12 protein-coding genes are annotated in these 15,140 nt (G+C 72.3%); 5 read left to right on the top strand and 7 right to left on the bottom strand.

The genetic code is table 11. The features are described from left to right. The 6 genes from EBH09_RS25490 to mce form a co-directional block, all read right to left on the bottom strand. Positions 1–1,088: ABC transporter ATP-binding protein (locus EBH09_RS25490; protein WP_153182715.1), on the bottom strand; the 1,088-nt coding region annotated here is incomplete at its 3' end. 144 nt (positions 1,089–1,232) lie between these two features. Continuing rightward, complete coding sequence (locus tag EBH09_RS25495) at positions 1,233–2,009, bottom strand: ABC transporter permease (protein WP_121749236.1); 777 nt, start codon at positions 2,007–2,009, stop codon at positions 1,233–1,235. After that, positions 2,006–2,989, bottom strand: a complete 984-nt coding sequence (locus EBH09_RS25500; protein WP_193776527.1) for an ABC transporter ATP-binding protein — start codon at positions 2,987–2,989, stop codon at positions 2,006–2,008. The genes EBH09_RS25495 and EBH09_RS25500 overlap by 4 nt, the downstream gene beginning before the upstream one ends. Positions 2,990–3,085: 96 nt before the next feature. Further along, the gene (locus EBH09_RS25505) at positions 3,086–4,021 is read right to left on the bottom strand and encodes a cellulose-binding protein (RefSeq protein WP_121749238.1); all 936 of its coding nucleotides are present in this window, start codon (positions 4,019–4,021) and stop codon (positions 3,086–3,088) included. Positions 4,022–4,229: 208 nt separating this feature from the next. Beyond that, on the bottom strand, positions 4,230–8,213 hold the full coding sequence (gene scy / locus EBH09_RS25510; RefSeq protein ID WP_121749239.1) for a polarized growth protein Scy: 3,984 nt from the start codon (positions 8,211–8,213) through the stop codon (positions 4,230–4,232). Between the two features lie 233 nt (positions 8,214–8,446). After that, positions 8,447–8,887, bottom strand: a complete 441-nt coding sequence (mce, locus tag EBH09_RS25515) for a methylmalonyl-CoA epimerase (protein ID WP_121749240.1) — start codon at positions 8,885–8,887, stop codon at positions 8,447–8,449. Positions 8,888–9,036: 149 nt separating this feature from the next. On the opposite strand from mce, the gene EBH09_RS25520 reads away from it, so the two are divergent. The 3 genes from EBH09_RS25520 to EBH09_RS25530 all read left to right on the top strand — a co-directional run bounded on the left by EBH09_RS25520 (position 9,037) and on the right by EBH09_RS25530 (position 12,759). After that, complete coding sequence (locus EBH09_RS25520; protein ID WP_121749241.1) at positions 9,037–10,260, top strand: acetyl-CoA C-acetyltransferase; 1,224 nt, start codon at positions 9,037–9,039, stop codon at positions 10,258–10,260. Between the two features lie 62 nt (positions 10,261–10,322). Further along, on the top strand, positions 10,323–11,279 hold the full coding sequence (gene meaB, locus EBH09_RS25525) for a methylmalonyl Co-A mutase-associated GTPase MeaB (RefSeq protein ID WP_121749242.1): 957 nt from the start codon (positions 10,323–10,325) through the stop codon (positions 11,277–11,279). A 157-nt stretch (positions 11,280–11,436) separates the two neighbouring features. Then, a complete protein-coding gene (locus EBH09_RS25530) occupies positions 11,437–12,759 on the top strand; it encodes an MFS transporter (RefSeq protein WP_121749243.1) in 1,323 nt (440 codons plus the stop codon). Here EBH09_RS25530 and EBH09_RS25535 read toward each other — a convergent pair. Beyond that, positions 12,662–13,396, bottom strand: coding sequence for a PepSY domain-containing protein (locus tag EBH09_RS25535; RefSeq protein ID WP_121749244.1), 735 nt, complete (start codon positions 13,394–13,396; stop codon positions 12,662–12,664). The two genes, EBH09_RS25530 and EBH09_RS25535, sit on opposite strands and share 98 nt — an antisense overlap. 141 nt (positions 13,397–13,537) lie before the next feature. On the opposite strand from EBH09_RS25535, the gene EBH09_RS25540 reads away from it, so the two are divergent. Both EBH09_RS25540 and EBH09_RS25545 read left to right on the top strand, forming a co-directional pair. After that, entirely contained in the window at positions 13,538–14,206 is a 669-nt protein-coding gene (locus EBH09_RS25540; RefSeq protein WP_121749245.1) for a response regulator transcription factor, read from the top strand. Further along, a partial coding sequence (locus EBH09_RS25545; protein ID WP_121749550.1) for a histidine kinase dimerization/phospho-acceptor domain-containing protein occupies positions 14,203–15,140 on the top strand: 938 nt, incomplete at its 3' end. The genes EBH09_RS25540 and EBH09_RS25545, both read left to right, overlap by 4 nt.

Consider the following 15,140-nt stretch of genomic DNA (forward strand, 5'->3'; position numbering starts at 1 on the left):
CCGTACGGTCCCGCCGGGGCCTGGCCCGGCGCGCCCTGGGGCGCGGGGAAGGGCTGACCGCCCTGCTGGGGCGGCGGCGGGGCGTACCAGCCGGGCTGGCCCTGTCCCGGCACCGGCATCGGCGGCTGCGCGCCGGGCGGCAGCGGCTGCTGGAGCCCGGCCTTCTGGTCGGCGGTCGACCGGTAGTCGACGGCGCCCTGCGTCATCCGCATGTACGCCTCCTCCAGCGAGGCCTGGTGCGGCGACAGCTCCCACAGACGTACGTCGCTGCCGTGCGCGATGTCGCTGATCCGGGGGAGCGCCAGCCCGGTCACCCGCAGCGCGCCGTCCTGCTCGGACATCACGTGCCCGCCCGCCTCGGTCAGCGCGGACGTCAGCTTCTCGCGCAGCTGCGGCTCACTGTCCGGCGTCCGCACCCGCGCGAAGTCGGCCGAGTTGGCCGAGATGAAGTCCTTCACGCTCATGTCGGAGAGCAGCTGGCCGCGCCCGATGACGATCAGGTGGTCGGCGGTCAGTGCCATCTCGCTCATCAGGTGCGACGAGACGAAGACGGTACGGCCCTCCGCCGCGAGCGCCTTCATCAGGTTGCGCACCCAGTGGATGCCCTCGGGGTCGAGGCCGTTGACCGGCTCGTCGAACAGCAGCACCTGGGGGTCGCCGAGCAGCGCGGCGGCGATGCCGAGCCGCTGGCCCATGCCGAGGGAGAAGCCCTTGGAACGCCGCCGGGCCACGTCCTGGAGGCCGACCACGCCGAGCACCTCGTCCACGCGCCGGGCCGGGATGCCCGACAGCTGGGCCAGGCTCAGCAGGTGGTTGCGGGCGGAGCGGCCGCCGTGCACCGCCTTGGCGTCGAGGAGCGCGCCGACCTGGCGGGCGGCGTTGGGCAGCTTGCGATAGGGGTGGCCGCCGATGGTCACGTGTCCGGCGGTGGGGTTGTCCAGGCCGAGGATCATGCGCATCGTCGTCGACTTGCCCGAGCCGTTGGGCCCGAGGAAGCCGGTGACTGCGCCGGGCCGCACTTGGAAGGAGAGGTTGTGCACTGCGGTCTTGTCGCCGTAGCGCTTGGTCAGGCCGACAGCCTCGATCATGCTCCGCACCCATCGGAAGGTTCAGGACAGCAGGGCACACGCCCCCGTAAGGGTTAGGAGGATATCGAGGCGCCGTCGGTTCCGTTCAAGCCCGGGCAAAAACCGGGCTTGAACGGAACACTTCCAGCGTCTGCCCGATCCTCGTCAGGCGTCCCGCCTCTTCAGCACAAAGTACCCGCCGACGAGGGCCGCGATCACCCACAGTGCCATGATCCCGAGGCCGCCCCACGGGCCGTAGGGGACGTCGTCGTCGATCGGCGCCACCACCTGCATGATCTTGCTGCCCGCCTGGTCGGGCAGGAACCGGCCGACCTTCTCCGTCGCCGGGACGTTGCCCAGGATGTTGGAGATCAGGAAGAAGAAGGGCATCAGGATGCCCAGCGACAGCATCGGCGAGCGCAGCATCGCGGCGACGCCCATCGAGAACATCGCGATGAGCGTCATGTACAGGCCGCCGCCGATGACCGCGCGCAGCACGCCCGGATCGCCGATCGACGCCTTCAGGTCGCCGAGCATCGCCTGGCCCAGGAAGAAGGTGGCGAAGCTGGTGATCATGCTCACGATGAGGGCGAGAGCGGTGGCCACCGCGATCTTGCTGAACAGGAAGGTGCCGCGCCGCGGCACGGCGGCCAGCGAGGTGCGGATCATGCCGGAGCTGTACTCGTTCGCCACCACCAGCACTCCGAACACGATCATCGCCAGCTGGCCGAGGCTCGTTCCGGCGAAGCTGATGAAGGTCGGGTCGAAGGTGAGCTGGTCCCGCTCGCTCATGTTGCCGAACTCGCTCTTCGACAGCGCCGAGATCAGCATGCCGAGGGCGATGGTGACGACCACGGCGAGGCCCAGCGTCCACACGGTGGACGCGACCGACCGGATCTTGGTCCACTCGGACCGTACGACCTGTGTCGCCGCCATGCTCATCCCTTCCTCCAGTCGCTGCCCCACTGCTGCTGCCCTTGCTGCTGCTGGTGTGGAGGCACCGGACCGGGCGGCTGCCCGTCGTGCGCGTGGTACTCCACGGACTCCGCGGTCAGCTGCATGAACGCCTCCTCCAGCGAGGCCCGCTGCGGGCTCAGCTCGTGCAGCACGATCTGGTGCCGTGCCGCCAGCTCACCGATCGCCTCCGACTTGTCGCCGTCCACCTCCAGGACCTCGGACCCGGTCTCCACGACCGTGATGCCGTCCCCGTGCAGTACGTCGAGCAGCCGCTCGCGCTGCGGAGTGCGGATCCGGACGTAACTGCGCGAGTTCTCCGCGATGAACTCGGCCATCGAGGTGTCCGCCAGCAGCCTGCCCTGGCCGATGACCACCAGATGGTCCGCAGTCAGCGCCATCTCGCTCATCAGGTGGGAGGAGACGAAGACCGTACGGCCCTGGGAGGCCAGGGTCTTCATCAGGTTGCGGATCCAGTGGATGCCCTCGGGGTCGAGGCCGTTGACCGGCTCGTCGAACATCAGGATCCGCGGGTCGCCGAGCAGCGCGCCGGCGATGCCGAGCCGCTGGCCCATGCCGAGGGAGAAACCCTTCGTCTTCTTCCGGGCGACCGCCGAGAGCCCCACCGTGTCCAGCACCTCGCGCACCCGCTTCGCCGGGATGCCGTTGCTCTGCGCGAGGCACAGCAGGTGGTTGTAGGCGCTGCGCCCCCCGTGCCAGGCCTTGGCCTCCAGCAGCGCGCCGATGTACGTCAGCGGGTCCTTGAGCTGGTCGTAGTGTTTGCCGTCGATGCGCACGTCCCCGGCGGTGGGACGGTCCAGGCCCAGCACCATCCGCATGGTGGTCGACTTGCCCGCGCCGTTGGGACCCAGGAAGCCGGTGATGATGCCGGGTCTGACGGTGAAGGAGAGATTGTTGACCGCCACCTTCTCGCCGTACCGCTTGGTCAGCCCCTCGAGCTCGATCATGGCGCCCACGCTAAAACGTGACGAAGCCCTCTGCCACCCCGGTGACAGAAGGCTTCGTACTTGTTATGCCCTTGTTGGATCGGCGTACGTCCCGGGTCAGCGGGACTGCTGGGCCGGCACCCCGCGCGAGACGGGCTCGTCCTCGGCCGGCGTACCGGCGGCGGCCACCGCGGCGCCCGTGAGGGTCGCCAGCATCTCGCGCACGTTGGTCAGCTGCGCGTTGATGGAGTCGCGGCGGTTGGTGAGGGCCGCCAGCTCGCGCTCGGATTCCGAACGGATCCGGTCCGCCTTGGCGTTGGCGTCGGCCACGATGTCCTCGGCCTGGCGCTGCGCGGTCTCCACGGTCTGGCGGGCACGGCGCTCGGCGTCCGTGCGCAGCTTCTCCGCCTCCAGGCGAAGCTGCTCCGCGCGGTGCTCGATCTCCGCGAGGCGCTTCTCGGCCTTGGCCTGACGGGAGGCCAGGTCGCGCTCGGACTGCTCGCGGCGCTTGGCGAGGTTCGTCTCGAAGTCGGCGGCGGCCTGCGCGGCCTTGGCGCGGGTCTCCTCGAAGAGGGCGTCCGCCTCCTCGCGCTTGGACTGCGCGTCCTTCTGCGCCTCGGAGCGCAGCTGCGAGGCGTCGCTCTTGGCCTTCTCGACGATCCGGACGCCCTCGTCCTCCGACTTGGCCTTGCGCTCGGCGGCGTACGACTCCGCGTCGTTGCGCACCTGCTGGGCCGCCGACTCGGCGAGCTCGCGGTGCTGCTCGGCCGCGCGCCGGGCCTCCTCGCGCAGGTCCTTCGCCTCTTCCTCGGCGAGACGCAGGATCTTCTCGACCCGGGCGCCGAGACCGGCGTACGACGGCTCGGCGTCGTTCACCTGGGCCTGGGCGTTCTGGGTTTCGAGGTGGAGCTCCTCGATGCGCTTTTCCAGAGCGGTGATGCGGGCGAGAGCGCTGTCACGGTCGGAGACGAGCTTGGAGATACGTTCGTCCACCTGAGCGCGGTCGTACCCACGCCGCACAAGCTCGAAGCCGTAGGGGGAAGTGTCGCTCATGGGGTTCCTGTCGAAAGAGACCGGTGAGGTGATAGAGGGAATCCTAGGCGCCAATGCGGTGTGTCATCGAGCGGATGCACGTTTGATACGGAGAATGACACCTCTTTTGAGTGGCTGACCCACGGATGGCTTGCCAAAGTTCTGGTCAAGGGTCTGGTCAGGACTCCGGCCAAAGGTCTCCAGCAGATCATCGAATCCGCCCCGGGCGCTAGCCGTCTGACGACTTGCCACCCGAACGTGGGGCGCCCACCGTGGCACCGGCCTTGACCCCGTTGTCCTTGCCGCCGCCCGTCGGCGCCTCGAAGGACTCCAGCGCCTCCAGCACGTCCTGCACCCGGGAGATCTCCGTGTTGATGTCCTCGCGGCGCCGCACCAGGGTCTCCAGCTCGCGCTTGCCCTCCTCGACCGTCTGCCGGGCCTCGCGGACCGCCTCGGCCTTGAGCTCCTCGGCCTCCCGGACCAGGGACACCTTCTTCTGCTCGGCCTCCTTGAGCAGCCCCTCCGCCTTCTTGACGGCGGCGATACGCACCTTGCCGGCCTCGGAGTTGGCCTCCGACACCAGCTCCTTGGCCTTCGCCTCCGCCTTGGCGAGCTGCTCCTCGGCGGCCTTGATGAGCGCGTCGCAGCGGTCGCCGGCCGACTTCATCGTCTCGGCGGCCTCGCGGCGGGCCCGCTCGTGCAACTCCTCGATCTCGGAGGTGAGCCGCTCGCGCAGCTCCTCCGCGCGCTCCCTTATGGCGGTCGCGTCCCGGCGGGCGCCGACCAGCAGCTCGTCCGCGTCCGTACGGGCCTTCTCCACCCGGGTGTTGCCCTCGACCGTCGCCTGCGCGACGATCCGGTCGGCCTCCGTGCGAGCCGCGCCGACCATCGTGTCGGCCTGCGACTCGGCCTCCGCGGTGGCCTTCTGGGCCTGCTGCTGGGCCTCGGTGAGCAGCTTGTCGGCCTCGGCCGTGGTCTCCGTGATGAGCGTGTCGACCTGCTCGGCCGCCTCGGAGCGCCGCTTGTTGGCGTCCTTGCGGGCCTCGTCGAGGGTGCGCTCGGCCTCCTCGCGGGCGGCCGCGGTGACCCGCTCGGCCTCCGCCGCCGTCTCGGCCCGGACGCGCTCCGCCTCGGTGCGGACCCGCTCGGCGTGCTGCCGCGCGGAGCCGACCGTCTCGGCCGCCTCGGCCCGCAGCCGCTCGGCCTCGCCGGTGGCGTCCGAGACCAGCTGCTCGGCCCGGGCACTGGCCTCGGCCCTGACCCGGTCCGCCTCGGCGACCGTCTCGGTCAGCAGCCGCTCCGCCTCGTCGGCCGCCTCCGTCCGGACCCGCGCGGCCTCGTTCGCCGCCTCGGTGCGGACGCGCTCCGCCTCCGCGACCGTCTCCGTCCGGATCCGGTCGGTCTCGGCCGCGGTCTCCGTCGTGAGCCGCTCCGCCTCGGAACGCGCCTCGGTGATCAGGGTGTCCGCCTGCGTCGCCGCGTCGGAGCGGATGCGGTTGGCGTCCTCGCGGGCGTCCGCCCGGGTACGCGACGCGGACTGCTCGGCCTCGGCGATGGCGTCGGAGGCCTCCGTGCGCACCCGCTGGGCGTGCTCGGAGACGTCCGTACGGATCCGCTCGGCCTCCGTGATGGCCTCGGACACCGTCCGCTCGGCCAGTGCCTTGGCGGCCTCCGTCTCCTCCTGCGCCTCGCGCCTGAGCCGTCCGGAGTCCTCGCTCGCCCGCTCCCGCTCCGCGTAGGCGTCGGCGCGGACCCGGTCCGCCTCCTCCTCGGCCTCGCGCCGGGTGCGCTCCGCCGCGTGCTCGGCGGCGCTGCGCAGTCCGGTGATCTCCTCCTGGGCCTGCTCGTGCAGCCCGGCGACCGAGTCCCGTACCTGCTGGGCGTGGAGCTCGGCGGCCGACACCATCTCGGTCGCGCGCCGGTCGGCCTCCTCGACCAGCCGGGTCGCCTCGGCCTGCGCCTCCTCCACGCGGTTGCGCGCCGAGGCCAGCAGCTCCTCGCTCTGCTCGCGGGCCCGCTCGCGCTCCTGGTCCGCCTCCTGCCGCGCGTCGCCGAGCAGTTCCTCGGCCTCGCGGCGGCGCCGGGCGGCCTCCTCCTGCGCGGCGGCCAGCGCCTCGGAGGCCTCGGCCGCGATGCGCTCGGCGGCGGTCTGCGCCTCCGCCCGCACCCGGTCGGCGCTCTCCTGCGCCTCCGACTTCAGCCGCTCCGCCTCGCCCGCGGCCTCCGACCGCAGGCGTACGGCGACGTTCTCGCCCTCCGCGCGGGAGGCGGAGGCGTCCGCGGCGGCCTCGGTGCGCAGCCGCTCGGCCTCCGTCTCGGCCTGCTGCTGGAGCGTACGGATCCGCTCCGCCGCCTCCGTGCGCAGCCGCTCGCTCTCCTCGGCCGCCTCGCGGCGGATCCGCTCGCCCTCCTCACGGGCCTCGGTCAGCGCCTGCTCGGCGGCGGTGCGGCGCTCCTCCGCCTCGGTGTGCAGCCGCGTCAGCTCCTCGGCGGCCTCCACCCGCCGGGCCTCGACGGCGCGCTCGGTCTCCTCGCGCAGCTCGCGGGCGGCCCGCTCGGCGTCCGCCTGGAGCTCCTCGGCCCGCTCGGCGGCCTCGGAGCGGTGCCGCTCCGCCTCGGCGCGGGTGCGCTCCAAGGTCTCTTCCGCCTGCCGGCGCAGGGTCGTCGCCCGCTCGATGGCCTCGGCCCGGACCTTCTCGCCGTCCGTCGTCGCGGTCTGCCGCAGCTCGTCGGCGTCCGCCTTGGCCTTGGCGAGCAGCTCCTCGGCGGTCTTCGCCGCCTCCTCGATCTGCGCCACGGCCTCCTTGCGGGCCTCGGCGCGGATCTTCTCGCCCTCGGCGACGGCGTCGGCGCGCAGCTGCTCGGCCTCGCCGCGCAGCCGGCGCGCCTCCTCCTGCAGCTCGACGGTCTTGGCGCGGTACTCCTTGGTGTCGTCCTTCGCCGCGCCCTTGAGCTCGGCGGCGATGTCGTGCGCCTCGGCGCGCAGCCGGTCCGCCTCGGCCTCGGCCTCGGTGCGGATCCGCTCGGCCTCCTCGGTGGCGGCCTTCGTGGTCCGCTTGGCGTCCTCCGACGCCTTGTTCAGCACGTCCTCGGCGGTCTTGGCCGCCTTCGACAGCTGTGTGGCCGACTCCTCGGCGGTGAGCGTACGGGCCTTCTCGGCCGCCTCGGCGACGATCTTCTCGGCCTCGGCGCGGGCGTCCGCGACCAGCTGCTCGGCCTCGCTCTTGGTGGACTCGGCGTCCTTGGTGGCCTCGCCGACCAGCCGGGCGACCTGCTCCTTGGCGGTGCGGGTGCGCTGCTCGTTGGTCTGCTCGGCGCTCGCGAGCGCCTTGGCCGCGGACTCCTTGGCCTCGGCGACCACCTTCTCGGCCTCGGCCTGCGCCTTGCGCAGCGCCTCCTCGGCCTCGGACATCCGCTGCTCGGCGGCCCGGCTCAGCTCCTGGACCTGGCGACGGGTCGACTCCGACTCGGTGGCGGTGGAGCTGCGCAGCTGCTCGGCGTGGTCGGTGGCCTCCTGCGCCTGCGTGGAGGCGGCGTTCAGCAGCCGCTCGGCGTCGGCGCGGGCGCGGCGCAGGATCTGCTCGGCCTCGCCGCGGGCGCTCTCGGCGTCGTCCCGCAGGCGCTGCCGGGCCTCGGACGTCAGCCGCTCCGCCTCCGCGCGGGCCGCGGCCAGGGACTGCTCGGCCTCGGCACGGGACTCGTCGAGCAGGCGGCGGGCCTGCTGCTCGGTACGGGCGCGCAGCTGCTCGGCCCAGGCCACGTTCTCGTTGACGTGCGACTCGACGGTCTGCCGGCGCTCGGCCAGCTCCTGGTCCAGCTGCTGGCGGCGGGTCACCGCCTCCTGGTGCAGCTCGGCCTGGAGCCGGGCGGCCTGCTCGGCGTGCTCCTGGAGGATGCGCTGTGTCTGCGCGCGGGCCTGGCTCAGCTCCCGCTCGGCGTCCGCGCGCAGCTGGTCGGCCTGCGTCTGCGCGTTGCGCAGCAACTGCTCGGCCTGGTACCCGATGTCGCCGCCGTCGAAGGCGGGCCGGGACATGATGGTGCGCCGCGCCTCGTGCAACTTGGCGCGCAGCACCTCGACCTGGTAGCCGAGGTCCTCGGCGTGCTGGATCGCCTTTTCCCGCTCGGTCTTCAGCCGCTTCATCTCGGCCTCGAACCGAGAGAGGTGGTCGACGTCAGCCGCCGGCTCTCGCTCCTGGCTCTCGTAGCCCCGCACTGCGCGGTCCCATCCGTCCCCTGGTCGCAAATCTTCCCGAACGAGCTCCGTCCGTCCACCGAACGGGGCCCCCGGGGAATGGTGTCAGATCAACGGCGGAGCATGCGCTTCTGCCCCGGCGTTCGCCCCCCGAAACACGACCCCGGCGGTCCCGCCACCACAGACGACAGGACCGGGTCACCCTGGACTGAGCGGCGACCGCACCCAACCCTACCGGCCCATATGTACGAGAGTCAGTGCTCAGGTGACTCAACGGCCGCCGAAGTGACCAGTTCTGTCAGTACGCCATGGCAGTCCTTGGGGTGCAGGAAGGTGATCCGAGACCCCATGGAACCGCGCCGGGGCTCGTCGTACAGAACGCGTACGCCCTTGTCCCGGATGTCCGCGGCGTCCGCGTCCACGTCCGCCGTACCGAAGGCGATGTGGTGGACGCCCTCGCCGTTCTTGGCGAGCCACTTCCCGACCGCGGAGTCCTCCCGGGTCGGCTCCAGCAGCTGGAGGTACGAGGCCCCGCCGTCCGACGTATCGTTGATCTTGAGCATGGCCTCACGCACGCCCTGCTCCTCGTTGACCTCGGTGTGGAACACCTCGAAGCCATAGGTGGCACGGTAGAACTCGACGGTCGTGTCGAGGTCGCGGCAGGCGATTCCGATGTGGTCGATTCGCGTCAGCATGGATTCAGTGCAGCGCTCCGGAGGTGGTTACGCAACGTGCGCGCGATCACACCGACCGCCGGGTGACGGGCGGGATACCGCTCAGTACATTCGAGTAAACCCTCGTTCACTCCTCGGCCTGTGCGGGCCGGAAAAGGGGATCGCAGCTCATGTCTTCTGGAATCTCTGAAACCTCTGGAACGAACGGCACGACCTCCGTCATCGTCGCGGGTGCCCGCACCCCGATGGGGCGGCTCCTCGGCTCGCTGAAGTCCTTCTCCGGGGCGGACCTCGGCGGCTTCGCGATCAAGGCCGCCCTCGACCGCGCCGGGATCGGCGGCGACCAGGTCCAGTACGTGATCATGGGCCAGGTGCTCCAGGCAGGCGCGGGGCAGATCCCGGCCCGCCAGGCCGCCGTCAAGGCCGGCATCCCCATGAACGTCCCGGCGCTCACGGTCAACAAGGTCTGCCTCTCCGGTCTCGACGCCATCGCGCTCGCCGACCAGCTCATTCGCGCCGGTGAATTCGACGTGGTCGTGGCCGGCGGCCAGGAGTCCATGACCAACGCCCCGCACCTGCTGCCGAAGTCCCGCGAGGGCTACAAGTACGGCGCGGTCCAGATGATCGACGCCATGGCGTACGACGGTCTGACCGACTCCTTCGAGGGCGTCGCCATGGGCGAGTCCACCGAGAAGCACAACACCCGCCTCGGCATCGAGCGCGGCGTCCAGGACGAGATCGCCGCCCTGTCCCACCAGCGCGCCGCCGCCGCCCAGAAGAACGGCGTCTACGAGGCCGAGATCACCCCGGTCGAGATCCCGCAGCGCAAGGGCGACCCGGTGCTGTTCAGCAAGGACGAGGGCATCCGCGGCGACACCACCGCCGAGTCGCTGGGCAAGCTGCGCCCGGCGTTCTCCAAGGACGGCACGATCACCGCGGGCTCGGCCTCACAGATCTCCGACGGCGCCGCGGCCGTGGTCGTCATGAGCAAGGCCAAGGCGCAGGAGCTGGGCCTGGAGTGGATCGCGGAGATCGGCGCGCACGGCAACGTCGCCGGGCCGGACAACTCTTTGCAGTCGCAGCCGTCCAACGCCATCCGACACGCCCTGAAGAAGGAGGGCCTGGAGGTAGAGGACCTCGACCTGATCGAGATCAACGAGGCTTTCGCGGCCGTCGCCGTGCAGTCAATGAAGGACCTCGGCGTCTCCACCGAAAAGGTGAACGTCAACGGCGGCGCCATTGCCCTGGGCCACCCCATCGGCATGTCCGGCGCCAGGCTCGTGCTGCACCTGGCGCTTGAACTGAAGCGGCGCGGCGGCGGGGTCGGCGCGGCGGCGCTGTGCGGCGGCGGCGGCCAGGGTGACGCGCTGATCGTGCGGGTACCCAAGGCCTGAGCGCGCGGTACGCCTTCTCGCCTTCTCGCCTTCAACACCGAACGAAGCTGAACGGAGCTGTGATGCAGGACGTCTCCTCGCTGGTCGCCCAGGCCAGGGAAGGCCGGCCGCGGGCCGTGGCCCGGCTGATCTCCCTGGTGGAGGGGGCGTCCCCGCAGCTCAGGGAGGTCATGGCGGCCCTGGCGCCGCTCACGGGGAACGCGTACGTGGTCGGCCTGACCGGCTCCCCGGGCGTCGGCAAGTCCACCTCCACCTCGGCGCTGGTGACGGCGTACCGCAAACAGGGCAAGCGGGTCGGCGTGCTCGCCGTCGACCCGTCCTCCCCCTTCTCCGGCGGCGCCCTGCTGGGCGATCGCGTCCGGATGTCGGAGCACGCGTCCGACCCGGGCGTCTACATCCGCTCGATGGCGACCCGCGGCCACCTCGGCGGCCTCGCCTGGGCGGCCCCGCAGGCGATCCGCGTCCTCGACGCGGCGGGCTGCGACGTGATCCTGGTCGAGACGGTGGGCGTGGGTCAGTCGGAGGTCGAGATCGCCTCCCAGGCCGACACCTCCGTCGTCCTCCTCGCCCCGGGCATGGGCGACGGCATCCAGGCGGCCAAGGCCGGAATCCTGGAGATCGGCGACGTCTACGTCGTCAACAAGGCCGACCGCGACGGCGCGGACGCGACCGCCCGCGAGCTGAACCACATGCTGGGCCTCGGCGAGGCCCGCGGCCCCGGCGACTGGCGCCCGCCCATCGTCAAGACGGTCGCCGCGCGCGGCGAGGGCGTCGAAGAGGTCGTCGAGGCCCTGGAGAAGCACCGCGCGTGGATGGAGGAACGGGACGTCCTGGCCGAACGCCGCCGCGCCCGCGCCGCCCGCGAGGTCGAGACGATCGCCGTCACCACCCTGCGCGAACGCATCGGCGACCTGCACGGCGACCGCCGCCTGGGCGCGCTGGCGGAACGCATCGTGGCGGGCGGGCTGGACCCGTACCGCGCGGCCGACGAACTGGTGGCCGGGCTGACGACCGGCTGACGCCCAAGCGGGAAACCCGGTGCGGCCACAGCCCCGCGCCGGTATGTTGACCCGCGTGTTCCTCCTCTTGGCCTAGGGCCCGCCCCGCACGCGACCGCCGCATCCGGCCGCCGCGTGCTTCGGCGTCCCCTCGTCGCCTTCCTCTGAGGAACCTTCCGTGTCCACGCATGCTCCGCGGCCCTCGTATGCCGCCGTCCTCCGTGTCCCCCATGCCCGCCGTACCTTCGCCGCCGCTCTCGTCGGCCGGCTGTCGTACGGCACGGTCTCCCTCGCCCTGATGCTCTCCCTGACCCGGTCCACCGGGTCGTACGCCGTGGCCGGCACGGTACTGGCGATCTTCGGTGCCACGGGCGTCTTCCTCTCCCCCTACCGCGCGGCCCTCGTCGACCGGCACGGACCGCGCCGGGCCCTGCTCCCCATGGCCCTGCTCTACGCCGCCCTGCTCTGCGCGCTGGCGGCGGTCTGCCGGGAGCCGGGCACACCCGCGGCCGTCCTCGCGGTGACCGCCGCGTTCGCGGGCGCCTGCACGCCCCCGCTCGGGCCCACGATGCGCGCGGTGTGGGCCGAACTGCTGCCCGACCGGGCCATGCTGCAGCGCGCCTACGGCCTGGACGGCGTCGCCGAGGAGCTGCTCTTCGTCTCGGGCCCACTCCTGGTCGGCGTCGTGATCGGGGTCGCCCCGCCGACCGTCGGCGTCGTGCTCAGCGCGGTGCTGGTGGCGCTGGGCACCCTCGCCTTCGTCACGTCACCGGCGGCGGGTGTGCTGCGTCCGGCGGAGCGTGCGAAGGACGACTCCGCGCCGTCCGGCCGAGGGGGAGCGGGGCAGGGGCGGGCCCTGCTGCAACCCGTCGCCGTCGCCGCGGGCGTCGGCATCTCGGTGAGCGCCGTCGACCTCCTCGTCGTCGCCTTCGCGGGTCAGCGGGGCCTCGGCGGCGCCACCGTCGCCTGGGTGCTCGCGGCGCTGTCGGCGGGCAGTGCGGTCGGCGGGCTTTTGAACGGCGCCGTCGCCTGGAGCTCGTCCGCCCGCGCCCGGCTCCCGTTCCTCGCGGCCGGCCTCGGTGTCTGCCTGGTCGCCGCGGGCCTCGCGTCCGGCGTCGGCACGCTCGTCGTGGCCGTCGCCTGCGCGGGCCTGTTCGTGGCACCGGCGCTGACGACGGCCTACCTGATCGCCGACGAGAGTGCGGCGCCCGGCTTCCGGATCCGGGCGGGAGCCTGGTGCAACACAGCCGTGAACGCCGGCGGCGCGGCCGGCGCCGCGGCGGTGGGACTGCTGGTGGAACGGCTGCCGCTGCCGGCCTGCTTCGCGGTGTCCGGCGCGGTCGCCGTGGTGGCGGCGCTGGTGCCGGGGTGCCGCCACGGCCGGTCCGTCGAGCGGCCGGGACTCAGTCGTCGTCCGAGCCGGAGTCGTCCGAGCCGGAGTCGTCCGAGCCGGAGTCGTCCGAGCCGTCGGACTCCGAGCCGTGCGAGCGGTCGGCCGTGACCTTGCCGGTCTTCAGGTCCACCCGCCAGTCCCGCTCGCCCTTGCCGGAGGACCGCGTCTCGACCTCCCAGGCCGCCTTGCCGTCGCCGTAGTGGCCGTCGTCGTCCAGTTCCACGGACGTCACGGTGCCGTGGCCGGCCGCCGCCTTCGCGGCCTCGGCGGCGTCCACGGACGAGCCCTTCAAGGCGGCCCGCACCTCGTCGGTGTCGTCCTCGTCGTCCGTCTCCGAGCCGAGGACCTTGCCGTCGGCGGGGTCGATCCGCACGCTGTGCCAGGTCCCGTCACCGGCGAGGACGTCGACCTCCCAGGCCGCGCGCTCACCGTCGTCGTCACCGTCCTCGTCGTCCAGTTCGGCGGAGACGGCGGTGCCCGGCGTCTTCTTCAGGGCGGAGGCGATGGCGTCGGCCGCCGTCACCTTCGCGGAGGACACGCGGTCGTCGTCGCGGTCGGGGGAGTCGCCCCGGTCGTCGGCGTCATCGGCGTCGTCGTCCCGCGTGCCGTCGTCGTCCGAGGCCCGGACGTCCGTCTGGCGCGTCGTACCCGGGTCGTCGTCCCCCGTGGTAGCCAGAGCCGTCGCCGTACCGCCTCCGATCAGTGCGGCGGCGGTGACGACGGCGATCACGATGTTGCGCTTCATGCGGTTCCTCCCGGGACATACAGGTCGTACGAGTTCGTTCGAGTCGATGTGATTTCGACGCCTTCACTGTCACCGACCGACGCTGAGGCCAGCCTGAAGCCGCCTGAAGGGATCTTCAGCTTCGTTTGGGACCCTCTACCCATGCGCCTGTTGATCGTGGAGGACGAGAAGCGTCTCGCCGTGTCGCTCGCCAAGGGCCTCACCGCCGAGGGCTACGCCGTGGACGTCGTCCACGACGGCCTGGAGGGCCTGCACCGGGCCGGCGAGGGCACGTACGACCTCGTCATCCTCGACATCATGCTGCCCGGTCTCAACGGCTACCGGGTCTGCGCCGCCCTGCGCGCCGCGGGCCACGACGTGCCGATCCTCATGCTCACCGCCAAGGACGGCGAGTACGACGAGGCGGAGGGCCTGGACACGGGCGCGGACGACTACCTCACCAAGCCCTTCTCGTACGTCGTCCTCGTCGCCCGCGTGAAGGCCCTGCTGCGGCGCCGGGCGCAGGGCGCGGGCGCCTCGCCCGTGCATGTCCACGGCGACCTGAAGGTCGACACCGCCGCCCGCCGGGTCTTCCTGGGCGAACGCGAAGTCACCCTCACCGCGAAGGAGTTCGCCGTCCTGGAGCAGCTCGTGGTGCGGGCCGGACAGGTCGTGTCCAAGGCGGAGATCCTGGAGCACGTCTGGGACTTCGCCTACGAGGGCGACCCCAACATCGTCGAGGTGTACGTCAGCGCCCTGCGGCGCAAGCTGCGCGCCGGTCTCATCCGCACCGTGCGCGGCGCCGGCTACCGGCTGGAGGTCGAGCGATGAGCCGGCTCCTCGGGTCGGTGCGGGCCCGGGCCACGTTCGGCGCCACCCTCGTGGTCGCCGTCGCCCTCGTCGCGGCCGGCACCGCCGTCCTGCTGTCCCTGCGCTCCAACCTGCTCGGCGAGGCCGGCACCCAGGCGGAGCGCTCCGCGCGGGAAGTCGCCACCGAGCTGGCCGTCGGGACGCCGTACGCCGAGCTGTCGCTGGACGTGGACGACCGTCCGGTGCAGGTGGTCGACGAGGACGGCGGGCTGGTCGCCGCCAGCGAGGACCTGGAGCGGATCAGCGGTACCGGTGTCGACGCGGTGAAACCGCAGCCCACCCCCGCTCCCACCGGCGACGACGACGGCGACTCGGACGACGATGACGACTCCGGCGAGTCGCTGGAGCCCGGCGAGATCGGCGAGCGGACCACCGTCAGCGACGGTTCCGCGACGATCGACGGCGACACGGAGGACTACCGCTTCGCCGCCGTACCCGTGCAGAACCGGGCCGGGGACGACCTCACCGTCTACGCCGGCGCCCCGCTCTCCGCCGAACACGGCGCCGTGAACACCGCGCTGACCGTCATGCTGATCGGCTTCCCGCTGCTGCTCGCCGTCGTCGGCTGGGTGACCTGGCTGGTCACCGGGCGCGCGCTGCGCCCCGTGGCGGGCATCCGCCGGGAGATGGCCGCGATCACCGCCAGCGAGGACCTCGCGCGCCGCGTCCCGGTGCCGGACACGCACGACGAGGTCGCCCGGCTCGCCTCGACCACCAACCGGACGCTGGCCGCCCTGGAGTCCTCGGTGGAGCGGCAGCGGCGCTTCGTCGCCGACGCCTCGCACGAGCTGCGCAGCCCGATCGCCTCGCTGCGCACCCAGCTGGAGGTGGCCGCCGCCCACCCGGAGCTGCTCGACCTCGACGGCGCCGTGGAGGACACCGTACGGCTGCAGCG

Origin of the sequence: Streptomyces sp. E2N166, from assembly GCF_003671715.1 — a bacterium.
Lineage (GTDB): Bacteria > Actinomycetota > Actinomycetes > Streptomycetales > Streptomycetaceae > Streptomyces > Streptomyces thinghirensis.

What these genes read in the sequence shown, in the direction of transcription:
- EBH09_RS25495 (WP_121749236.1), bottom strand. Translation starts at nt 2,009, where the DNA reads ATGAGCATGGCGGCGACACAGGTCGTACGGTCCGAGTGGACCAAGATC.
- EBH09_RS25500 (WP_193776527.1), bottom strand. Translation starts at nt 2,989, where the DNA reads ATGATCGAGCTCGAGGGGCTGACCAAGCGGTACGGCGAGAAGGTGGCG.
- EBH09_RS25505 (WP_121749238.1), bottom strand. Translation starts at nt 4,021, where the DNA reads ATGAGCGACACTTCCCCCTACGGCTTCGAGCTTGTGCGGCGTGGGTAC.
- mce (WP_121749240.1), bottom strand. Translation starts at nt 8,887, where the DNA reads ATGCTGACGCGAATCGACCACATCGGAATCGCCTGCCGCGACCTCGAC.
- EBH09_RS25520 (WP_121749241.1), top strand. Translation starts at nt 9,037, where the DNA reads ATGTCTTCTGGAATCTCTGAAACCTCTGGAACGAACGGCACGACCTCC.
- meaB (WP_121749242.1), top strand. Translation starts at nt 10,323, where the DNA reads ATGCAGGACGTCTCCTCGCTGGTCGCCCAGGCCAGGGAAGGCCGGCCG.
- EBH09_RS25535 (WP_121749244.1), bottom strand. Translation starts at nt 13,396, where the DNA reads ATGAAGCGCAACATCGTGATCGCCGTCGTCACCGCCGCCGCACTGATC.
- EBH09_RS25540 (WP_121749245.1), top strand. Translation starts at nt 13,538, where the DNA reads ATGCGCCTGTTGATCGTGGAGGACGAGAAGCGTCTCGCCGTGTCGCTC.